Here is a 23298-nt window from a genome sequence, read left to right as displayed (position 1 = left end):
TAGATTTTTTGATGAAATATAAACTGAAGAGACTCTTTTCTATTGGTCTTATTTTAATTTGCTGTTCCAGTTGTAATGCGCAATCTAAATTAGTTAAAGAAGAATTTCGTATTGTAGTAAACGAAGAGATAAAATACTATTTGTATTACCCATCTGGTTATGAAGATAATATGAGTAAAGAGTATGGTTTGCTCCTTTTTTTGCATGGTGGTGGAGAAACCAGTGCAAATGCAAAAGGCGAAGCCATTCCGCCAAAAATATTAATGGATGGTACAGAATTCCCTTTTTTAGTTTTAGCACCGCAACACGATAAAGAAAAAAAATGGTGGGATACTAAAGCAGTAAAACAATTATTAGACACTGTTGTGCAAAATAACAGAATAGATACTAAAAGAATTTATTTGTCAGGTTTAAGTAGAGGGGGAGGTGCAGCCTGGGAAATGGCAGTACAATACCCAGATACCTTTGCAGCACTAGCCATTGTATGTGGTATGGCTCCAACGCCCTATGCACATTGGATTAATAAAGAAATGCCCATATGGGTTTTTCATGGAGAAGATGATCCAGTTATCCCTATTTCAGAATCCGAGGAAATTGTAGCACGGTTAAAAAGCCTTCATTACAAGATACAGTTTACACGTTATAAAAATACTGGGCATAATGCCTGGGATAAGGCCTATAGAACCCCAGCATTATTCACTTGGATGCAAAATCAAAAAAAGAAGTAACTTGTAAACCGTTGATCATAGAAATTTAATCATATGATAAAGATGATATGTAAGAGAAAAAACACCTATTCTCTATTTTATTTACTGTTTCTCTTTTTTTTGATGGGATGTAAAGAAGCTACTAAAAAAGAAGCTATCACAAAGGAAAATGTATTAGATTCGGTACAAGTTGATACTAGTATGGTAACCAAAACTATAGTACCACAGTTAAAAAGTTTTGCAGGTTTATCAGATACTACTTTTGTTAGGCTGGCAGACTATAGTAAAGATTTTGAGTATGATTTGCGATATGCAACAACCAATAATTTTTTAAAAGAAAAAGTATATGACTGTGCAGAATGTTATACAAGGGTAAAAACTGCAAAAGCATTGATTAAAGCCAATAAAAGTTTATTAAAAAATGGCTATAAAATTAAATTTTACGATTGCTACAGGCCTAATTCTGTACAATATAAAATGTGGGAAATTGTTCCAAACCCTCAGTACGTGGCTAATCCTAAAAAGGGTTCTATTCATAATAAAGGAGGAGCGGTAGATATTACCTTAGTTACCTTAGAAAATGAACCTTTGGATATGGGCACAGATTTTGATTTTTTTGGGAAACGCGCCTATCATGATAATACCAATTTACCAGATGAAGTGTTAAGGAATAGAAAACTCCTAAAAGAAACTATGGAGGCTTATGGGTTTTGGTCAATTAGAACAGAATGGTGGCATTATAATTTAGGGGCAGCTAGTAATGATAAAGTCGCAAATTTTAAATGGGATTGCCCTAATTAAGCCTAAATAAGATGTATTACTTAGTATCTGTATTATATTTAAATGAAATAAGAGATAACAATATGAGGAGAAAAATAATACTACTTTGTTCTGTGATTTTTACAGTATTATCAGTAGCTGCGCAAGACACTATTTTACCTTTATGGAACAAAAAGATTCCAAATCAACTGAAATCTAAAGAAAAAGAAAAACAAACAAGGAAAGCAATTTACGGAATTAGTAATGTACAAAACCCAACTATAGAAGTTTATTTACCCGCTAAGGCAAATGCAAATGGGCAAGCAATGCTGATATTTCCAGGAGGTGGTTATGGTAATTTAGCGTATGATTGGGAGGGAATAGATATTGCTAAATATTTAAATGCAAAGGGTATTGCCGGTATTGTTGTAAAATATCGTTTGCCCAATTCAAAGTCTCTTACAGAGCAGTATAATGTGCCTTTACAAGATGCACAACGTGCTATGCGTTTGGTGAGAAGTAATGCGGAGCAATGGAATATTAATGCTGATAAAATTGGAATTATAGGTTTTTCTGCTGGCGGACATTTAGCTTCTACTTTAGGAACTCATTTTGATGAAAAAGTATATGAAAAACAAGATGTTATAGATGAATTAAGCGCAAGACCAAATTTTATGGCATTACTATACCCTGTAATTTCAATGAAAGAAGAGCTAACTCACAAAGGATCTAAAAATAACTTATTGGGTAAAAAAGCAACTCCAGAAATGGTAAAACGTTTCTCTAATGAATTACAAGTAACTGCAAATACACCGCCAACTTTATTGATACATGCTACAAACGATACTGTTGTGCGAGTAGCCAATAGCATCAAATTTTATGAAGCCTTAGTAGTACACCAAATACCTGTAACGATGCATATTTATAAGGATGGAGGACATGGTTTTGGTTTAGGTTTAAACCATAATACCGTTAAGGATTGGACCGCTAGATTGGGCGATTGGCTTAAAGATTTGTAATAAGAAAATACAGCTGTTATTTAATAATCCGAATAGGTTGTTGGATATAAAAAATCAATATCAATATGCGAAACATTATGTTGGTATTTGTCTAATGCAGCCATTTTTTTCCATTCTGGGGCAGCAACAAACTTTTTCCAATAAGCATCTCTAGTTGTTTTGTCTTTATAGGTAGTTAAATACATTAAGTTAGGCATTTGCGGTCCAGAAAGTACTTCTCCATAAAACACACTTTGAAAACCAAGCGATTTAAAAAGTGTTATTTCTCCACCTTCATTAAACATATCTACCTTATTTCTATGTAATTCTTCTGTTGCAGATTCATAACTCCGTAATTCATAAATACGTTCTTTTCTTAAATTTTTTAAAGCAGGCACTTCTAATTGAGGCTGATCTGCAAATGCTTTTAATAAAATAGAACTGATTCGTTTGTACGGAGGAGTATGATATGCAGCATTTAAATATGTTTTTCCTGTATTTAAATAGACAGAATCTTTTTGTAATTTTTCTGTAATAGCATAAAACTGTTCTAAATGGGTAAACGGAGCAAGTACATAGGTCTTTTGAATGCTATCCTTTTCATTAGGTCTAGATTTAAAAACTCCTATCTGCTTTACACCTTCTCTTTTAAGTGCTGGTAAATACGCCTCTTTTAAATACTGATCTGTAGCAATTTCCTGTGCTTTAGTCTCAAAAGCATATATTTTTAATTGATAGTACTGACGATTTGATTTATGTAAAACTTCTTCATTTTGAGTTTTAGTTGCATTTGTACAGCTTATAAATGTAGCGATAAGAATTACAACTAAATATGTTCTTTTAATTTCCATAGTTTTTCTATTGAAAACAAAGATATAGGAAACCTGAATTTTTATGGAATAAAATTACAAATTAGCCTTCAAACTCTAAATCATCTCCACCACCATTAGTTCTCTGCCCACGTTGAGGTTTTCTATTTTGTTGTTGATTAAAACGGTATAGGAATGACATATTTATTTGACGTACGCGCCATTGAAACTCACTAATGGTAAAAACATTATCTGTTCTTGTTTCACGCCTGCGGATACGTGAATTAAAAAGGTCTCTTACATTTAAAGATAGTGTAGCTTTATCCTTAATAAGGTCTTTGCTAAATGCCAAATTAGTACTTAAAATCCCTTTGTTTCTAGCTTGTGCATTTCTAGAAGCACCTCTATAAAATAAATTAGCCTGAAAATCTATTTTGGCAGGTAGTGGTAATTTGGCACTAAAACGCGTAAACCAGGTAAAATTATCAGCATCAAAATTTTGTGTTATTTCGGTACCTTGAAAATTTATAAAACTATGATTTCCTCTCAATTGTTGTTGAAATACATTAAGATTCCAGGTAAGTCGCCATTTTCTTATTGGCGTATAAGTGGTTGTAAACTCTGTTCCGTAGCGCAGGTCTGTTGCTAAATTTATTGGAGTTCTCGCCTGTACTGGAACAATTACATCATTATTAGGATCGTCTGGATTTGCTAGTATTACAAAATCTCCTGTTTCTTGAGTTATAAACTGAAAAACACCTGTAGATCTGTTTACATATGCTGAAGTAGTAAACGATACTTTAGCCCAACGTTTTAAATAACCAATATCATAAGCATCTGTAAAGGTAGGGTCTAAATCTGGATTTCCTTGAAACAGGTTTGTATTACTAGAACGGGAAGGAAAAGGATTTATAAAGCGCGAACGAGGTCTGCGTAAACGCCTACTATAACTTATATTGAATTGTTCTTTGTCTGAAAGTTCATAACCTAAGAATATAGAAGGAAACCAACTTACATAATTTTTATTACTCAGATCGTTTGTATCGATAAGTTTAATATCAATATCAGTAGTTTCTACTCTCAAGCCTCCTAAAATACTAAACTTATTGTACTTACTGCCCAATTGCGTATAAATAGCATTAACATTTTCTATATAGCTCAGTTCGTTACTAAAATTTGGATTGCTAGAAAAATCCCCACTTAATTGCTGTGTTCCAAAATCAAAATCGGTATTAAAATTATTGAAAGTACCTCTATAACCAAATTCAAATTGAGATTTATTGTCTTTCCCAAATGGTAAAACATAATCCATTTGTAAAAGCTGATTGGTCTGACTTTCATCATTTATAGTTCTTTCGGTTGGTAATGAATTGGTGTTGTTTAGAACAATTTCATCTATCAAAGAGTTTTCTAATTCAGTTCCTTTAGAAAATTGGTAATCAAAAGTTAATTCATGCCCTTTATCGTCAAACTTTTTCTTGTAATTTAGGGAGTATTGCACATTTTGATCCATATCATCTTCAGAAGTAAACCGCTGCCTTTGTATGGTTGGGTTTTGATTTGCATCAAAATTATCAAAATCTATAGCTACGGTATTAGTGCCATTCCGTTTTCTAAAAACAAAAGAGTTCGTGATGCTACTATTTTTGCTTAAAAATAGTTCTAAACCAATATTAGTATTGAAACCGCTATTTTGTCGCTGAATATCTCTTTTCTCATCCTGGAAACTTAGCGTATTTCCATTAGCATCAAAATTCTCTTGTTCAAAAAGCGCATTTCCGGGACCATTCCTAAATCGGTAAGACGTATTTGTAAAAATATTAAACTTCTCTCGCCTTAAATTTAGACTTAACGCTCCGCCATAGGTTTCTGGAATACCAGTAAAAACATTTATAGAACCGTTTAATCCTTTTGTTTTATTCTGTTTTAAAATAATATTTAAAATACCTGCAGTACCTTCAGCATCATACCGTGCAGAAGGGTTGGTAATGACTTCTACTTTTTCTATAGCATTGGCTGGGAGTTGTTGCAGCGCATCTGGACTAAGACCAGATAGGGCAGAGGGCTTTCCGTTAATAAGAATACGAACACTTTCATTACCACGTAAGCTAATATTACCTTCTACATCAACATCTACAGAGGGTACGTTGTCTAATACATCAGTTACAGAACCCCCTTTAACAGTAAGATCTTGCCCAACATTGTATATTTTTTTGTCTAAACGCAGTTCAACAGTTGTACGTTCTGCTACAACTTCTACACCTTCTAACTGTGCTACATCTAGTGCTAATTTAATGGTCCCTAGCGCTGTGGAAGATCTGTATAATTGTTCTTTTAATTGATAGGTTTTGTATGAAATGTATTCTATACGAACATTGTATTTACCTGGATAGGTTTCAACAGAAAATTTCCCCTCTTTATCTGTAATACCCCCAGTAACCCTATCTGGGTTACGTACACTTTGCAAAACAAGAGTTGCATATTCTAAAGGCTCTCCTGTATCTTTATCTATTACTGTTCCTGTTATTTTTATGGGTTGCGACCTCTTTCCTTGTGGTCTTTGCGCAATGCATTGAATTGTAATTAATAAAATAACAATCAGCAATAGTTTCTTCATATTATTCTTTGCTTTTCTTTTTTTTCTTCTTTTTCTTCTTCTTTTTTACCTTGTACTGATTTTTTTGCAACTCTACCATCGCATCATACTTATCTGCAGGTAAACCAGACTTTAACTCCTCATCATGAACTTTTTTCATTTTTTCATATGCCTCTCTATTTTGTTCAGGGCTTAAGGCTAAAATTTGTAGTTCAATACTTTTTTGAACAAATTTTGTAAGTGAAGCTCTAACAATGGCACTTTCAAAAGGATTAAGATCTACTGCCTTTACAATATTTGGCATCTGTAGGTCTACAATTTGTTTGGCATTTAATTTTTCGGGTTCTTTTTCTGGGGTAGTCGCCTGAGGAATCGTATTTCTATTTCTTCCAAAACCTCTTCCATTTCCATACCCGTACCCGTATTGTGCAGCTGCTTCTGTAGTAAAAACTACAAAGGCGAATAAGATCATAATATGTTTTAAATTTAATTTCATCTTATATCTGTTTTTATATGACTATCAAATTATAATAAGGTTTAATTAGAGTATTAATATATATTCTAATTATTAAAGATGCAAGATATAAAATATGCTTTAAATAGAGTATGACAAAAACTTTTTGGGTAGCAGAAATAAAACCATTACACAGTAATTTCTATATCCATTTATGCTTGAAACATCTTCTTTTTGCAGGTGCCTATTGGACTTATTTGCTTTTAAGTTTTTTGGCCACACTATTGTAATATTCTTGCGTTAACTTTTCTGTCCATATGGTTGGTTCACTTCCATAAATAGCAATATAGGTAATTGAATGATCTCTAGAAGAGGTATGCCAGTGTTCCCTATTTTTTTCACACCTTAAAACATCTCCTTTTTTTATGATTATTGGTTCTTTTCCCCTTTCTTGATAATAGCCTTTACCCTCAATAACAATTATAACCTGATCTGTTTTATGTTTGTGCCAATCTAATGTAGAATTGGGACTAAATGTTGCTTGTGTAATATTATGAACAAAATTCTCATCTGCTTTTGATAAAAAGTTTAACCAAGCATCACCAATATGATGTGTATTGGGTGCTTTAATACCTTTATCTAAATATGAACTTATATGATACTTGGAGTCTTGTGCATAAATAGATAAGGGTAGGAGTATGACTAGAATTAAAAATCGTTTTTTCATTTATAAAAGTTTTAATTAAAAATAACACAATTTAAATGAATTGTAATGAACTGTTAAAGTTGATTGTCATTAAAAATAATTGATCTACAGCTGTTTATTTCAAATTTTGGCTAAAAGGAAAGAAATAAAAACGGTTTAGATATTAATTTTCTAAACCGCTTTAAACTATTTTTAAGTTACTTTTTTAAATACGAATACTACCACCTCCAAACAGAGGAAGCGTCATTGAAAACGTTTCTTTAAATAATAATTTTTGTTCTTCCAGTATTCCAATAGCTATTTTTTCGCCCATTAATATAGATTCGTAATAATCTGTAAAATAATGTACGCCTGCCCAATCTCTACCTATAGATATATTAGAAGCTAATTTGTTTAATTCCCCTTCAACTGTTAATTCAGCACTTTTTCCAAATTGATCTAATACAGGCGTTAATTCTAATTTTTCACCATTATGTGTAGATACATATGCTTTATTGGCGTTTACTCCATCTGCTTTAAACTTGCTATTACAATCAAAAAATGCTTTTAAAACAGTAACACAAGCACCAGCAACAGTAGCATGCCCTGCACCATAAGCAGGGTGCATTGGTGCCCCCTCTGTAAATGCCATTGGTAAAAGATAATTTTTGTCAGGTGTATGTCCAGATTCAAATAAATCTCCATTTTGATTGTCAATTAAACTAAGAATTGAACCATTGGCAGTACCTATATCGTCACGCATTGTTTTAAATTCTTCTGTCACATCTGCTAAATTATCTGCCATAGTTAATCTTGCAGCTAGTACTTCTGGTCTACATCTGCGGTGTACATTATATTTTTGAAATCGTACTGCTTTTAGAGCTCTGGTGGCTACTTCAGTAACTAAGGTTAAAATATGTGGTCCTCCAAAATGTGCAAATCCTTGCTGATGGTCTCTAGAATCATCTTGTTGATAAGGGATTCCTGGGTCAAAAGCAACACCTTTTCCTAAAAGAATTAAACATGCATTAAAATAAGCTTCATAAAGTGCATCATAGTGTACATATGTTGCTAAATCTCTTGGCGTGTAAATAAACCTTCTTCCTGTAGCCCCTTGCACATACTCTTCTAATCCAGAAACATTTGCCGCATTCTGAACATCTAACCATTCTTCCCATTTTGTCATATAATCTCTTGGAGCAGCGTTGCGCACTTTCTGGTCCACAGAAATGGCTCCAAAAGTTATTTTTCCTTCTTCAACTCCTCTTTCATTATCTCTAGAATTAATGCCAGTATTCCCAATCAATAAAAATTGAGAAAGATACGGTCCTATATCATCACCTCTGGTAATCCCTCTAAAGGCGTTTGATGGTGTTGGATGAAGTCTATTTAGCCTTCTTATTTCTTCTTGTTTTGATAAACTTAAGTCTACATCAGAAAACCAATCTAACTGTTTTAATTCTTCAGTAATTTTTAGCGCTTCTTTTACATCATTTTTATTCGCTTTTAAATCTCCTAATCGTGGTTGGTTTACAACACCATTTTGTGGTATAGACTGGCTTTTATCTTCTAAGTATTGATCATCAAGAATCCCAGCACTTAACGCATTTAATGGAACATCTCTAAGTAGTGCTTGTGCATACACTTCTGCCATTTCTGCGGTTAGTTCAGGACTTCCTAAGGTTGGAGCGGGTGGCATTGTTACAGCTTGAGCATCAAAACCTTCTAATTCAAAAATTAATCCTGCACTTTGGCTTTCCCAAGCTCTTAGACCAACATTATTCTTATTATTTACAGGTTCTGTATCTAATTTTCCTGTTTTTGCTATTTTAGAAAACCACATTTTTGGAGGCGAACAGTTCTCTGTAGACCCACAATGTTCTTCTGGTCCTAAAGGCGTATCCCTAAAGTCTCTTGGATCTCCACTATCAATACCTCTTACAAAATATTGAAAATGTTGTGGGTCTTTTAATAAACCCGTTTTTTTGTCGTGTGGGAGTCCTTTCGTAAAGCTAACCGCATAAATAGGTTTATCTTTATCGTTTATTTTTTTTCTAAACCTTTGCTCATCACCATTACTTAGATGTTTTACAATTGGTCTTTCGTTTGCTAAAAGATTAGCTTCATTACGTTTATTAAAAGCCTCTTTTTTTCTTAAATTGTTTGTCATGGTATTATTTATTTAGAAATTAAATATTGAGTTAACATGAATTTGAAAGCGTTTTATTTTTAAGAAAATATCCTCAAAATATGTTGCGTATTAAGCCGTTTAAAAAGCAATACCTTTTTTTAAAAATTCGCTTAGGGGAAACAATTAATAATACAGTAAATATAAGTGTAATCTTATATTTAAATATTACATAACTGTATGATTTGTAGTATTTTATGTGTGAATTGTATTTTTAATATCTTATATTAAAATAGAATAAATGTATATTTTGAATACGTACTTTTATGATACATAAACTCCTGTTTTATAATGCTAAATTTTATAGGAAACTAGCAATTTAAATACGATAAGGTTTCTCGCTTTATAGGTATTTTTTGTAAATAACTTTTATAGGTATTATTACATTGTATGTAATGTCTGATTACTTTCATTAACAATTAACTCTCCCCAATTAAATAGGGTTTTCTCTTCATCTTCAAGGATATTTTTATAAGTGTTATGTAATAGCGCTTTTAATTGATCACCTTTATGCATCATGAAATTTTCTATTGATTTTTCTAATCCTATGTTCCTATTAATATTATGGATTAAATAATCTTTTGAAAAACCATACGAAATAGGGAGTACATCTCCTTTTTCGGTTATAATTATTTCTTTAAATAGATCTCTAGTAGTGTTTATGTTATCTATTTTTCCATATATGATTTCTGGTCGTGTTTCTATATATGACTTATGTAACAAGTCTAGTTGAATTTTTACTGGAGTAGTTTCTTGTACAACAGCACAAAGTATAAAGATACGTTGTAAATCATCATTACTCAATAAAAACTCATTATGAAGTTCATTAATTGACCTACCTGCATTTTCTATCGGATGTAATTGTAATAAATTACCACCATTATTTTCTACTAATTCGATTAAATCTGGTATTTGCTGCCAAGATTTTTTTGTTACGGTATGTATAAATCCATAAGGAATATTACTATCTTTTAATACTTGAACTCCTTCCAACATTTTATCATATGCAAACTCTGATGCCCTAATTTCATTGTGTAGTTCTTTATTTCCATCTACACTAATTGCAATAGAATCGATATAGTTTAACGTTTCTCTATTTCTTTTAGACTTTAAAAGCATGCCATTGCTCACAACCTGATTGTTATACCCTAACTCTTTTGTATAACAAAGTAATTCTTTTAAATTTTTATATAAGAAGGGTTCACCGCCAGAAATTGAAACAACATTAAAGTTATGTTTTTCCCTTAGATATTTAAGATATGGCAATATCTTATCTAACTCTAAGCCTATCTTTTGATTAGGCCCAGAGCTAGAATAACAATGCAAACATCTTAAATTACAATTTAATGTAGGATGAATATGTACAATTGAGAAGTTTGATGAAGCACTCATTTTATCTTCTATATCTATTATTGGAAAATGTGGCTAGTACCTCAAGAAATTCGGGAGCTCGTATACCTCTTGGGAAAACCTCAATTTTGCTAAGGTCTCTACTCTTTAAAATATTTTTAATGCGCCCAATATTATTAATTGCAAGTTTGCCTCTAACACATATACTGTCAGGGTTTTTTATGCCTACAGGAAATACATCATCCCATTTAATTCCCTTCCCAACTGACTGTGCAATAAATTCGGTTGAATTTTTTAGTAGTGTCTGATCTAGCTCAGGGTTAGATAGTCTTTCCACCAAATGTTTTTGAAATAATTTTACATCTTTAGAATCCATAATTGTTAAATTTTAATAGTTAAAATTGAAATAGTGTTTTCTAAAGGTAGGTTTAATCTTATAGTAGTAGATTACTTAATTGTACAACTTGTAGTTATTTATGTATAGGCTGTATTTGAAATTGTATTAGTAATAAAAAGAAATATAGGCTAAGTTATTAAAGCATTTAAAGTAATGATTTTCAGTAAATTAAATGTTTTTTAGAGTTCAATATTCTGTTCTAGAAGTATTTATTTCTCCGATCTAAGCACTAGAATTAATGAATTCTGAATACAAAACATAATGTCTAACAGCTAATAATAAGATTAACAAAATAGTAACTTTTATCTATTTAGGTAAGGAGCACACTATGATATAATTTTTACAATTTCATCTGCTGGTCTACCGATTACTGCTTTATTCCCATTAATAACTATGGGTCTTTCTATCAGTTTTGGATCTTTTAACATTGCATCAATGATCTCTTCATCAGAAAGTAATTTTCCACGATAATTTTCTTTCCAAACCGCTTCATTTTTTCGAACTAAGTTTTCTGGTTTAAGATCTAAATAGTTTAAAACCTTTTTTAATTCTTCTTTTGTAGGGATATCTTCTAAGTACTTTATAATTTTAAAGTCCTTACCAGAATTTTCTAAAATTTGTAACCCTTCTCTAGATTTGCGACACCTTGGATTGTGATATATTTTAATCATTATTTTTTAGTATTGAGTGGTTAGTAAAAAGTATTGCGTATTCATTTTTAGCTTGTTGCAACTATTACAGAGGTGGTACTAGCTATTATAATCATCATCATTTCCACATAATAATTAAATACAAAAAGTCCCGTTAATATTAAATGATCATTACTGATTGAAGATTCAATTTCTCCTTTAGAAGCTGAACCCCTATATTTAATTATAGGCTGTCCGTTTTCTAAAACACTCCATTTTTTACCCCAAAAGCTATCAGATTTCCAATCAATTTTTTTGCTCTCAATATTTATTTCTGCTTTGTTTCCCCATGTATTGAATTTTATTTTCCCTACAACCTTCTTTTGGATTAAGTCAGTAATCTCAGTTTCTGAGTTAAAAAAACCTCTTTTTTGAAACTTTAATTTGCTATTATTTAAATTCCCTATAGAAGTTGAACTAAACGACTTTTTATTCAATTCCCCAATTTTTTGGTTTACAGCAAACAATTCGTATTTTGAAGCGAAAACCTTTTTTTTCCAATTAATTTTCATAATTACTATTTTTTACCAATAACAAATTCCTTATTCCTCCTCTTTCTGCCCCATCATCATTAAATATGCTTTTAAAAATTTATTAATGTCACCGTCCATTACAGCATCTACATTACCAGTTTCTTGTGCCGTACGTACATCTTTTACTAGCTTGTATGGATGCATCACATAATTGCGAATCTGTGAACCCCATTCAATTTTCATTTTAGACGATTCAATTTCTTGTCGCGCTTCCATTTTTTTACGCAATTCTATTTCATATAATTGCGATTTAAGCATTTTCATGGCAGTGGCCCTGTTATCATGTTGAGAACGAGAGTCTGAACATTGAATTTGTATTCCAGAAGGTTTGTGAACCAGTTGAACTTTAGTTTCTACTTTATTTACGTTTTGCCCACCAGCACCACTAGATCTAGCCGTTGTAATTTCAATATCAGCTGGGTTTACTTCTATTTCAATACTATCATCAACTAATGGATATACGTAAACGGAAGCAAAAGAAGTATGTCTTTTAGCATTGCTATCAAAAGGAGAAATACGTACCAAACGGTGTACTCCATTCTCTCCTTTAAGCCATCCAAACGAAAATTCGCCATCTATTTGTAACGTAACTGTTTTTATACCTGCAACATCACCTTCTTGGTAATTGAGCTCTTTTACTTTGTAGCCGTTTTTTTCGCACCACATCATATACATGCGCATTAGCATAGCAGCCCAATCACAACTTTCAGTACCACCAGCTCCTGCGGTGATTTGTAATACAGCAGACAGCTCATCGCCTTCCTCTGAAAGCATGTTCTTAAATTCTAAATTTTCAAGAGTATCAACTGTTTTTTCGTAATGTTTTTCTACCTCTTCATCACTAACATCTCCTTCTTTTTGGAATTCAATAAGAACTTCTAAATCATTCACTAGAGTTTCTACAACTTTATAATCATCAACCCATTTTTTTTTAGATTGAATAAATTTCATTTGAAGCTGCGCTTTTTGAGCATCATCCCAAAAATCTGGCGCTAAAGTTTTCTCTTGTTCGTTCTCTATTTCAATAAGTTTGGCATCAACGTCAAAGATACCTCCTTAACGCACCAAGGCGATCTAAAAGACCTTTGTATTGGTCTGTGGTAATTGTCATGTTTATTTTAAATTTTTAGTAAAAATAGCACTCTTTTTTACTTTATTTATATGATGCGAAATGTTTTATTTTATCTAAATTTAGCGGATCAAAAAAATCATCATGAAACAAGGCTTTTTTCTTATTTTTTCGTTCCTTTTTAGTTCAACTTCTCTTTTTGCACAATTTACAGAACAAAGTAAAAACTATACGAAATATAAGGGTTATTTTGATTTTTACTATGATGCAAAAACGGATAAAGTTTTTTTGGAAGTAGCTGCTTTAGAAAAAGAATTTTTATATGTCTATAGCTTAAGTAATGGTATAGGAAGTAATGATATTGGCTTAGATAGAGGGCAAATAGGGAATGAGCAAGTTGTTTATTTTAAAAAAGCAGGAAATAAGTTATTGCTGGTACAACCTAATTTAAAATTTAGAGCGCTTACAGAAAATACCTTAGAAAAGAAATCGGTTGAACAAGCATTTGCAAAATCTATTCTTTATGGTTTTCCAATACTAGAAGAAAAAAAAGGGAGATATATTATTGAAGTGAGTAGTTTTTTAATGCAAGATGCACATGGAGTTTCGCAAAGATTAAAAAATGCGAATCAAGGTTCTTATGCTGTAGATCTTTCAAAAAGTGCATTTAATTTAGAAAGAACCAAGGCTTTTCCAGAAAATACGGAGTTTGATGTTGTTTTAACATTTAAAGGAGAACCTAAAGGAGATTTGTTAAGGTCTGTTACACCAAATGCTAGCTTGGTAACTGTTGCGCAACACCATTCTTTTATTAAACTTCCAGATAATGCCTACAAAAAAAGAGTGTTTGACCCTAGATGTGGTTCTTATCCTTTTTCATATTATGATTATGCAACACCAGTACAGGAACCTATCCTTAAACAATATATTACAAGACATCGTCTTAAAAAAAAGAATCCCAATGCAGCTATGAGCGAGGCTGTAGAACCTATTATTTATTATTTAGATAATGGAACACCAGAGCCAGTACGCTCTGCTTTATTAGAAGGCGGTAAATGGTGGAACCAAGCTTTTGAAGCTATTGGTTATAAAGATGCTTTTCAGTTAAAAATATTACCAGATGATGTAGATCCATTAGATGTACGGTATAATGTAATACAATGGGTACACCGTTCTACGCGTGGCTGGAGTTATGGCAATAGTATTACAGATTCGCGAACAGGAGAAATTATAAAAGGACATGTTAGCTTGGGAAGTCTACGAATTCGTCAAGACTTTTTAATTGCGCAAGCACTCATGGATAAGCCCTTTGCAGAACGGGACGATAACTATAAACCAATGTTGGCATTAGCGCTGGCTAGAATTAGACAGCTCTCTGCACATGAAATAGGGCATACTATTGGTTTTGCTCATAATTTTGCTGCTAGCACCAATGGTAGGGCATCAGTAATGGATTATCCGCATCCACAATTTGCTATAAAAAATGGCAAAATAAATTTTTCTAATGCCTATGCCGAGGGAGTAGGAGCTTGGGATAAAGTTACTGTAGCTTATTCGTATAGTGAATTTACAAATGAGAATGCTGAAAAAGAAGGTTTAAATACGATTTTAGATACCGCTAGAAAACAGGGACTCCGATATATTTCTGACCAAGATGCCAGACCAGCAGGAGGAGCACATGCCTTAGCACATTTGTGGGATAATGGTAAAAGTGCTACGCAGGAACTAGAAAGTGTATTACAAATACGGAAACAAGGAATTGCTAACTTTTCAATAGATAATATTAAAACGAGAGAAGCAAATTCTACCTTAGAAGATGTTTTTGCCCCATTGTATTTTTTCCACAGATATCAAACAGAAGCTGTTGCTAAAGTAATAGGAGGTTTAGATTATAATTACACGGTAAAAGGCGATGGGCAAGAAACAGTAAAGATTATTGATAGAAAAACGCAAGAAAAGGCATTGAATACTATTTTAAAAACCTTGGATGCTCGTGAGATAGCAATCCCTAAAGAAAAATTAAAGCTATTTCCTCCCAGAGCTATTGGTTTTAGTAAAACGAGAGAATCTATAAAAGGAAAAACGGGTGTTTCTTTTGATGCGCTTTCTGCTGCTGAAACTGCTGCAGATATGACGCTAACTTATCTTTTGCATCCAGAAAGAGCGTCTAGACTAATTCAGCAGAAAGCATTAGATTCCAAACAATTGGGTTTAGCTGCTTTAATTGATGAAATTGTAAAAGAGACCTTTAACAAAGTTCATAAAGATGCGTATCTAAGAGAAACTCAAGCTAATATTAACTTTAGAGTATTGGAGCATTTAATGAATTTAGCAGCACATAAAAATGTGCATCCACAGGTGAATGCTATTGTTCATGCAAAACTAAATGAGTTGAAAGCACCATTAGATAAAGCAGCATTAGCACTATATGGGAATAGTTATGGTCTAATGATTCAGAAAGAAAGAAACCGTAGAATAGCTGCTTTTTTAAAGAACCCATCTGCGTTTAAAATTTTACCAACACCTAAAATTCCAGATGGATCACCCATTGGGATGGAGTGTTTAGACATGAATTTAAAATTTTAAGAGCTTAATAAATGTCCTATAAACTGCCTTTGACTTTTAGTTATTATGTTTTTTAAAAAGTAATAAAAATTAAAAAAGCTCCCAGAAACATGTAAATTCGATTATGGGGATATTAAGATTATAAAAAATAAATTGATTGAAATGAAAATTAACTTAATAAGTGATACAGTTACCAAACCAACTCCAGAAATGCTAAATGCTATGATGCATGCAGAAGTTGGCGATGACGTTTTTAAAGAAGATCCAAGTATTAATGCTTTAGAAGAAAAAGTAGCAAAGTTATTTGGTATGGAAGCTGCATTGTATTTTCCGAGTGGTACCATGGCAAATCAGGCCTCTATAAAATTGCACACGCAGCCTGGAGAGCAGTTAATATGTGATAAATATGCACATGTATATAATTATGAAGGCGGTGGCGTTAGTTTTAATAGTGGTGTTTCTTGTAAATTAGTTGACGGACATAGGGGGATGATGACAGCGGAACAAGTAGCAGCAGCGATTAATCCGCCAGATTTTTATCATAGTCCATTGACTAGTTTAGTTTGTATAGAAAATACAACTAATAAAGGAGGAGGAGCTTGTTGGAATTTTGAAGAACTTAAAAAAATCCGTACTATCTGTGATGAGAATAATTTGGTATATCATCTAGACGGTGCTCGCTTATGGAATGCTATGGTAGCAAAGCAGGAAACTCCTTTGCAATATGGTAAATTATTTGATACAATTAGTGTTTGCTTAAGTAAAGGTTTAGGTTGCCCTGTAGGATCTATTTTAGTAGGTGATGCTGCAACTATACATAAAGCATTGCGAGTACGTAAAGTATTAGGAGGTGGAATGCGTCAGGCAGGGTTTTTGGCTGCAGCTGCAATTTATGCTTTGGATCATCATGTAGAAAGACTAGCAGAAGATCATAAAAAAGCAAAAGAAATAGGGGAGGTACTTAATCGCCTAGATTATATAAAGAAAGTAGAACCTATAGAAACGAATATCGTCATATTTGAAATTGATGAGACTAATAGAAGTGCTGACGTTTTTGTAAAGCAATTAAAAGATAATAATATCCATATTATTGGTATGGGTCAGGGGAAACTTAGAATAGTAACACATTTAGATTATACAAATGTGCAACATGAAGCTTTTTTAACTATTTTAAAGAAGCTATAGGAAGAACAATTTTATTTTAAATCTTTCCAGCCCCACTGCAAACGTCACATTTTCCACATTTTTTTATAATCGGACGACGGATTTAAGTTTTTATAAATATAACAAACAATAGATACAATGATCTGGATTAGTAAAACTCTTAAAATCATTTATGATAGAGTTTATCAATATGATTTCTTAAATATTTAATTCCATTTTCCATACCCGCTTCAGAAGCATAATATTGAGAATGTGCAATAATACCACCATTAAGGTTTTTTAAACTAAAAAGAAAATCGCCATTATGATTGGTTTTGCGTTCAAAGACATTCGTTTTTTTAAGCAGGGTATGTAAAATAGCTAGGGTGGCTTCAAAATCAATTTTACTTTTAAAAGAAATACTATTCAATAACGTGTGCCCTTTTTTACTCTTAATGAGAAAAGAATAGCCATCGTTAGTCTTTGTTTCTAATTGTATCATACAAAATCAACTTTCTTTAAAGTTAGAAAAAAAACTTTAAAGCATAAAATACACTTTTTATATATTCTTTAACTTTTTATGTAATTCATCGGTGTTTTAATATAATTCATCGATAATGCTAAAATCAAATGCTATTTTTCTTTCTTTTTTTTTCTTCAAGTTACATTTGACTAACTATAAATTTTATAAACACTAAACACAATGAAAAAAGTTTTATTTTTTGCTGCAGTCTTATCTGCATCTTTTACAATTGCCCAAGATTTACCCGCTAACCCCGAACCAGGAAAATGTTATGTACGTTGTACTACACCAGATGTTTACGTAAATGAAACCGTGTCTTTTACTGTAAAACCAGCTTACAAAGTCTTAAAAACGGTACCAGCCACCTTTAAAACAATTACAGAAAGAGTAGAGGTGAAAGCCGCTAGTAAAAAGTTGACTATTATTCCTGAAAAGTGGGGAACAGAAACAGTAACCTATACTTCTAAAGAAGGTGGAAACTCGTTAGCAGTAGTTCCAGCAACATTTAAATCTGGTTCAGAAACAGTAGAAATTAAACCCGCTTATGCGCAATGGGAGTTAGGTGCTGCTGCACCTGATTGTTCTTCTGGTAACCCAGATGACTGTAGGTATTGGTGTTATAAAGGTTACCCTGCAGAATATCAAACAGTATCTACTACCCTTTTAGATAGTGATGCTTCTGTAAGAACTACTCCTTTAGGATCTAGAAATGGAACATATACTAGACGAGTGCTTTTAGAACCAGCAAGAGTTGTAGAAAAGATTATTCCTGCAGAATACAAAGAAATTACTAAAACTGTTTTAGATAAAGATGCGTATACTACAGAAGTAAATATGCCTGCAAAAACAAAATCTGTAACTAGAGAAGTATTAAAAGAAAAAGGAGGCCTTACAAGTTGGAAAGAAGTAGAGTGTTCTTTAGTAGAATACCAAGCATTACCAATTAGTTGGAATACAGGAAGTGCTACTTTAACTTCGGCAGCAAAAACGCTTATAGATACGCGTTTATTACCAGTTTTAGCTAAAAACCCTGGAGTAAAAGTAGAATTAGCTTCGCATACAGATGTAAGAGGTGGAGCGGCAGCAAATCAAAGCTTATCTGAAAGAAGAGCTAAAGCAGTTGCAGATTATTTAATAACTAAAGGGATTAACCCTAGCCTTTTAGTTGCTAATGGCTATGGAGAAACTAAAACTAAAAATAGATGTAGAGAAGGTGTTTCTTGTACAGAAAGAGAGCATGCTGTAAATAGAAGAACTGAGTTTAGGTTAATAAATAACTAAATTTCTATTGACACAAAAAAACCCCAATAATATTTATATTATTGGGGTTTTTATATTAAAAAAAATTGTTTTTAGTTTGCTTTTATATATTTATCTAAAAATTCTTTATGGTATTTAAGTTGCCCATTCATACTATAACCAGACATTTCATCTAACTTAATTCCTTCTTTGTTTAAAATATTAACCGCAGGAATAGCTGATTTTTTATTGTATCTAGAAGCTAATTCTTTATTCAGACGATATTCTTCAGCTGTAAGTAGATCTTTATTTCTAGGTAAATCGATGTAGAGTAAAATGTAGCTCTCTGCATATTCTTTAAACGCTTCAGTTTCTAAAAAATCTTTCTTTAAAGCGATACAAGGTGGGCACCAATCGCTACCTGTGAAGAATAGTAATATATTCTTGTTTTCTTTTTGCGCTTTTTTAGTAGCTTCATTATAGTTGGTTAACCAATTATAAGAAGTTTCGGTTATCAAATCTCCCTGAGCACTTAATAAAATAGGGAATAATATTAAAATGATAATTTTTTTCATAATTTTTTATTTGGCTATTAAATTAACAAAAATGATGCCGTTTATAAGATACTACAAATTTAAAATAGTAATGCCTGGTAAAAATCCAGAAGTATACTAAATAATGTTTATACTATAATTAAACGCATTTTTGCTATTAGAATTGTTTGATGGTATATTTTATTTTAATTGGTTTACAGGTGCTTATAAAATTTTATAAAGTATACTAATATGCTCAATAGTAGCCATTTAAACGAGTTTTGAGCATACTAAAACAATTAACCGATTATCTATAGCAGTTGTAAAAAACAAGAATAAATTACCACCGTCTTTTATTTTTAATTTTTTTCTGATGACAGCAACTGAATCTGGGAAGTTACGTGTGCTGATATTAGCTTTTACTATTTTTAATTTTTGGATAACTTTTTTATTATAAGGATATATAGCCTCAATTTTAAAGGCTCTCCCTGGAAAATCTACTAAATTAGGAGAGGTGTATAAATGAGTATGTTCATGTAGTTTTGCTACTTTAAAGTGTGCTCCTAGGCTTTTAAAAGCTCCTGATTTAAGAATTGCACTATTGGGTTCATACAAGTAATCTAAGGGCAGACTATAACTTGTAACCGCACTTTTCTCATTTGATAATATAAATTCAAATTTTTCTGCTATTTCATTTTTGATATGAATAGTTTTAACTACAATTTTATCTTTCACATCTTTTTCTAAAAACCATAACAATTCTTTTACGTCATTATTTATGGCAACTACATGAATCTCTTTTACAAATTTTAGTTCTTTTATTCCAATCGAAAGGTCTAAGAGTGGGGAAGTTTTTAGTAAAAAATGTTTGGTTTTGTTCAATATAAAATTTAAATGTTTTGGAATATTGGGCAAACAATCTGATAGTAAAAATACTTTTTCTTTACGATCATTTCTGCGCGAAGGATCGCAAAAAATCCAATCAAAAAATAGTTCAGTTCTATGTAAAAAATCCAATCCGTTTTCAGGAATAAATGTACAGTTATTTACACCTAATTGATTAAAATTATGCGCTGCAATTTCGGATAATTTTTCATTGATTTCGCAATGGTATATTTGACTCATTTTTTGACTCATAAAATAACTATCTACACCAAGACCACCAGTGAGATCTAAAACGGAATTTCCTGTAATATTATTTGCTTTATATTGAGCCGTAATTTCTGAAGAAGTTTGTTCTATATGTAACTTGTTTGGATAATAAATATTGGGTGTTTTAAACCAAGTCGGAAGCTTTGTTTTGCATTTTTTTTTAGCTTCTAGCTGCTCAACTAACTCTTTTTGTGAAACTTCTTTAAAAATTGGTTTTTTAAGTAAAACTGACATGATGTCAGCATTCCAATTTTTATTTATAAATAATTGTATACCAGTATGTAGTATGTATTTATTCAAAGTAAAACTATAAATTTTCAGTCATTGATTTTACAATCTTATTTTCTGATAAAAACTCTTTTAAGATTACTTTTATTGCTGTATAACCAGGCACGGCAACAATCATTCCTGTGACTCCAAATAATAGGCCAGCTATAATAATAATTAAGAAAATTTCTAAGGGGTGTGATTTTACACTATTGGAAAAAATAAAAGGTTGTGAGAAGAAATTATCTACGAGTTGACCAATTACCAAACCTATAAAAACATAACCCGCTTTTGGGAGTATAACTGTACTAAAATCCGCACCTAAATTACTGGTCATTGTAAGCCCTAACATAAGCACTCCTCCTATAATTGGACCGATGTACGGAATAACATTAAATAATGCACATAAAAAAGCAATTACGATAGCGTTTTCTATACCCACAATAAAGAGCACAATACTGTAGATAATGAAGAGAATAAATATTTGTAAAAGCAGTCCTGCAAAATATCGAGAAAGCAGTCCATTTATTTTTGTGATAGAGTTTACCATTCCACTTTCTTTTCGCTCTGGAATAAAGGTTAATAATCCGTTTTGGAAAAGAGTACTATCTTTTAAAAAGAAGAAAGAAATAAAAAGTACTGAAAACAAACCAATACTTGCACTACTTAAAACTCCAATTATAGAATTAAAAAAATCCGGTATAAAACCAACATCAATGCCTTCCAAAATGTTTTTTTCAATATCACTGTCCGCCAATAAATGGGTAACGGTTTCAGGAGTAGCTCCAAAATACTCGGTTATTTGGCTGTAAAGGGTATTTACATTTGCTTGTAATTGATCTATGTTTAACAATGATAAATTTTTACCTTGTTCTGTAAGTACAGGAATAAAAAGTGCAATGAGTCCTGCTAAAACACTAACCATAATTAGCATGGTTACAATAACTGCTGCTGTATTAGGAAATTTTAGTTTTCGTCTTAGAAATATAACAATAGGCCTCCCTATTAAGGCAATAACTGCAGCAATGCATAAATAGGCTAAAACAGATTGTATTTTATACAAAAAATAAAGTACTAGTAGAATTCCAGTAAGTATTCCTACTGCTCTTAATATACCATTAGATAATGTTTTTGATGTCATTGGTTTAATTTTTAAAAACATATTGGATTATATTCGCTCCCATCTGTAGTGCCTTTAATCGTATTTCTTCGGAGTCATTATGCACAGAAACATCTTCCCAACCATCGCCTAAATCACTTTCAAAAGTAAAAAGTAAGATAAGTCTGTTGTTGTGATATATACCAAATGCTTGTGGTCGTTTTCCATCATGTTCATGTATTTTTGGTAGCCCTTGGGGAAAGGTATACGTCTGTTTAAAAATTGGATGATCGGCCCCTAATTCAATCAATTCCTTATCTGGAAATACTTTTTTTAATTCTTTTTTTAAATATGGTTCCATGCCATAATTATCATCAATATGTAAAAAACCACCAGATAATAAATATGACTTTAGATTTTCTGCATCTTCGTTTGTAAAGAAAACATTTCCATGCCCTGTCATATGCAAAAAAGGATATTGAAAAATAGTAAGGCTATTTGCTTCAACTGTTTCTGGTTTAGCTTTTATAGTTGTGCCAATATTAGCATTACAAAATCGTATCAGATTTGGTATAGCAGTTGGGTTGGCATACCAATCACCACCTCCATTGTATTTTAAAATAGCAATTTCCTGAGCAGGTGTAATTGCAAAAGACATAAAAATAAGTATAACAGTAAGTTTTTTCATGAAGCATCGACTTTAAACAATAGATTCAAATTTAAAATATTATGAAGAATAAAGCAGGGATTTTTGGATTAGTTTTAATTACTATTATGATAACTTCATTTTCAATTTCTAATCTAAATGGAGAAAATGACAAAGAAACTCCCCATGCTTCTGATGCTGTAGTTGTTTTAGAGTTGTATACCTCTCAAGGCTGTTCTAGCTGCCCTTCTGCTGATGCTTTATTAGAAAAAGTGAATGCGCAATATGGAGATGCAGTATATGCGCTTTCGTATCACGTAGATTATTGGAATTATATTGGTTGGGAAGATCCTTTTAGTAAAGCTGAGTTTACAAAAAAGCAGACAGCTTACAATTATAAATTTAAAAATAGAAGTAACTACACACCACAACTTATAGTAAATGGTAAAACTCATTTTGTAGGTTCTAGCGCCTCTAAAATGCGTGCAAATATCAATTTGTTTAAAAAAGAAGAGCTACCTAATAATGTTAAAATTTCTAATATACAACTCAATGCTAATAGTGTTGGTTTTGATTATGAAGTATCAGGTAACTTAGTTGGTAAAGAATTACGTGCTGTTTTGGTTATTGATAAAAGAGTAACTCGAGTAAAACTTGGTGAAAATAGAAATAAAACCTTAACAAATACAAATATTGTAGTTGCAGAAAAGTATATGAGACCCAAAGAATCGGGGAATGGTTTTATTCAAATTCCAGAAATCATTGAAGATAATGATGCCATTTCTATAGTCCTTATTACTGAAAATGAAGATTTTGATATTACGGGTGCGGCAAAAAGCAGTATTAATAAATAGAATATTTCAATATTTTTTAGAAAAGTAAATATAGCGATTGTGT

Annotated in this window: 22 protein-coding genes; 7 read left to right on the top strand and 15 right to left on the bottom strand. The window is 31.8% G+C overall.

Annotated elements, in window-relative coordinates; genetic code table 11:
• Positions 1-11 precede the first annotated feature (11 nt).
• From ACZ451_RS16890 to ACZ451_RS16880, 3 genes are all read left to right on the top strand, one after another.
• On the top strand, positions 12-728 hold the full coding sequence (locus tag ACZ451_RS16890) for a carboxylesterase family protein (RefSeq protein WP_464214551.1): 717 nt from the start codon (positions 12-14) through the stop codon (positions 726-728).
• A 102-nt stretch (positions 729-830) separates the two neighbouring features.
• On the top strand, positions 831-1508 hold the full coding sequence (locus ACZ451_RS16885) for a M15 family metallopeptidase (RefSeq protein ID WP_464214549.1): 678 nt from the start codon (positions 831-833) through the stop codon (positions 1506-1508).
• A 62-nt stretch (positions 1509-1570) separates the two neighbouring features.
• Positions 1571-2485 carry an alpha/beta hydrolase gene (locus ACZ451_RS16880; RefSeq protein ID WP_464214547.1) on the top strand — a complete coding sequence of 305 codons (915 nt, stop codon included), beginning with the start codon at positions 1571-1573 and terminating at the stop codon, positions 2483-2485.
• A 20-nt stretch (positions 2486-2505) separates the two neighbouring features.
• Here the strand turns inward: ACZ451_RS16880 and ACZ451_RS16875 are convergent, their stop codons facing one another.
• From ACZ451_RS16875 to prfB, 10 genes are all read right to left on the bottom strand, one after another.
• Positions 2506-3315: an NIPSNAP family protein gene (locus tag ACZ451_RS16875; RefSeq protein ID WP_464214545.1), complete on the bottom strand. Its 810-nt coding sequence runs from the start codon at positions 3313-3315 to the stop codon at positions 2506-2508.
• 61 nt (positions 3316-3376) lie between these two features.
• Positions 3377-5890 carry a TonB-dependent receptor gene (locus tag ACZ451_RS16870; protein WP_464214543.1) on the bottom strand — a complete coding sequence of 838 codons (2514 nt, stop codon included), beginning with the start codon at positions 5888-5890 and terminating at the stop codon, positions 3377-3379.
• 1 nt (position 5891) lies between these two features.
• The gene (locus tag ACZ451_RS16865) at positions 5892-6365 is read right to left on the bottom strand and encodes a hypothetical protein (protein WP_464214541.1); all 474 of its coding nucleotides are present in this window, start codon (positions 6363-6365) and stop codon (positions 5892-5894) included.
• 211 nt (positions 6366-6576) lie between these two features.
• Positions 6577-7050: a cupin domain-containing protein gene (locus ACZ451_RS16860; RefSeq protein ID WP_464214539.1), complete on the bottom strand. Its 474-nt coding sequence runs from the start codon at positions 7048-7050 to the stop codon at positions 6577-6579.
• Between the two features lie 184 nt (positions 7051-7234).
• The gene (locus ACZ451_RS16855) at positions 7235-9178 is read right to left on the bottom strand and encodes a vanadium-dependent haloperoxidase (protein WP_464214537.1); all 1944 of its coding nucleotides are present in this window, start codon (positions 9176-9178) and stop codon (positions 7235-7237) included.
• Between the two features lie 399 nt (positions 9179-9577).
• Positions 9578-10588, bottom strand: coding sequence for a radical SAM protein (locus tag ACZ451_RS16850; protein WP_464214535.1), 1011 nt, complete (start codon positions 10586-10588; stop codon positions 9578-9580).
• A 1-nt stretch (position 10589) separates the two neighbouring features.
• On the bottom strand, positions 10590-10922 hold the full coding sequence (locus tag ACZ451_RS16845) for a hypothetical protein (protein ID WP_464214533.1): 333 nt from the start codon (positions 10920-10922) through the stop codon (positions 10590-10592).
• Between the two features lie 347 nt (positions 10923-11269).
• Positions 11270-11614 carry an arsenate reductase (glutaredoxin) gene (gene arsC / locus ACZ451_RS16840; protein ID WP_464214531.1) on the bottom strand — a complete coding sequence of 115 codons (345 nt, stop codon included), beginning with the start codon at positions 11612-11614 and terminating at the stop codon, positions 11270-11272.
• A 47-nt stretch (positions 11615-11661) separates the two neighbouring features.
• Positions 11662-12144, bottom strand: a complete 483-nt coding sequence (locus ACZ451_RS16835) for a hypothetical protein (protein WP_464214529.1) — start codon at positions 12142-12144, stop codon at positions 11662-11664.
• Positions 12145-12174: 30 nt separating this feature from the next.
• A protein-coding gene (gene prfB / locus ACZ451_RS16830) for a peptide chain release factor 2 (RefSeq protein WP_464214527.1) occupies positions 12175-13276 on the bottom strand; the annotation gives its coding sequence in 2 pieces (ribosomal slippage) (positions 12175-13209 and positions 13211-13276; 1101 coding nt in all).
• A 102-nt stretch (positions 13277-13378) separates the two neighbouring features.
• On the opposite strand from prfB, the gene ACZ451_RS16825 reads away from it, so the two are divergent.
• Together ACZ451_RS16825 and ACZ451_RS16820 are read left to right on the top strand one after the other, a co-directional pair.
• The gene (locus ACZ451_RS16825; RefSeq protein ID WP_464214525.1) at positions 13379-15820 is read left to right on the top strand and encodes a zinc-dependent metalloprotease; all 2442 of its coding nucleotides are present in this window, start codon (positions 13379-13381) and stop codon (positions 15818-15820) included.
• A gap of 141 nt (positions 15821-15961) precedes the next feature.
• The gene (locus ACZ451_RS16820) at positions 15962-16984 is read left to right on the top strand and encodes a threonine aldolase family protein (protein WP_464214523.1); all 1023 of its coding nucleotides are present in this window, start codon (positions 15962-15964) and stop codon (positions 16982-16984) included.
• Positions 16985-17129: 145 nt separating this feature from the next.
• Here ACZ451_RS16820 and ACZ451_RS16815 read toward each other — a convergent pair whose 3' ends face one another.
• On the bottom strand, positions 17130-17444 hold the full coding sequence (locus ACZ451_RS16815) for a YegP family protein (RefSeq protein ID WP_464214521.1): 315 nt from the start codon (positions 17442-17444) through the stop codon (positions 17130-17132).
• A gap of 201 nt (positions 17445-17645) precedes the next feature.
• On the opposite strand from ACZ451_RS16815, the gene ACZ451_RS16810 reads away from it, so the two are divergent.
• Positions 17646-18746 carry an OmpA family protein gene (locus ACZ451_RS16810; RefSeq protein WP_464214519.1) on the top strand — a complete coding sequence of 367 codons (1101 nt, stop codon included), beginning with the start codon at positions 17646-17648 and terminating at the stop codon, positions 18744-18746.
• 71 nt (positions 18747-18817) lie between these two features.
• Here ACZ451_RS16810 and ACZ451_RS16805 read toward each other — a convergent pair whose 3' ends face one another.
• The 4 genes from ACZ451_RS16805 to ACZ451_RS16790 all read right to left on the bottom strand — a co-directional run bounded on the left by ACZ451_RS16805 (position 18818) and on the right by ACZ451_RS16790 (position 22443).
• On the bottom strand, positions 18818-19279 hold the full coding sequence (locus tag ACZ451_RS16805; RefSeq protein WP_464214517.1) for a thioredoxin family protein: 462 nt from the start codon (positions 19277-19279) through the stop codon (positions 18818-18820).
• Positions 19280-19507: 228 nt separating this feature from the next.
• Positions 19508-20623 carry a class I SAM-dependent methyltransferase gene (locus tag ACZ451_RS16800; RefSeq protein ID WP_464214515.1) on the bottom strand — a complete coding sequence of 372 codons (1116 nt, stop codon included), beginning with the start codon at positions 20621-20623 and terminating at the stop codon, positions 19508-19510.
• A gap of 73 nt (positions 20624-20696) precedes the next feature.
• Entirely contained in the window at positions 20697-21797 is a 1101-nt protein-coding gene (locus ACZ451_RS16795) for an AI-2E family transporter (protein ID WP_464214513.1), read from the bottom strand.
• Between the two features lie 4 nt (positions 21798-21801).
• Positions 21802-22443 carry a DUF4159 domain-containing protein gene (locus ACZ451_RS16790; protein WP_464214511.1) on the bottom strand — a complete coding sequence of 214 codons (642 nt, stop codon included), beginning with the start codon at positions 22441-22443 and terminating at the stop codon, positions 21802-21804.
• Positions 22444-22484: 41 nt separating this feature from the next.
• On the opposite strand from ACZ451_RS16790, the gene ACZ451_RS16785 reads away from it, so the two are divergent.
• A complete protein-coding gene (locus ACZ451_RS16785; RefSeq protein ID WP_464214509.1) occupies positions 22485-23255 on the top strand; it encodes a DUF1223 domain-containing protein in 771 nt (256 codons plus the stop codon).
• Positions 23256-23298: the final 43 nt, after the last annotated feature.

Source organism: Allocellulophaga tsushimaensis (genome assembly GCF_055383085.1).
The sequence above is the reverse complement of the archived record's forward strand: the minus strand, read 5'-3'. Positions and strand labels throughout refer to the sequence as shown.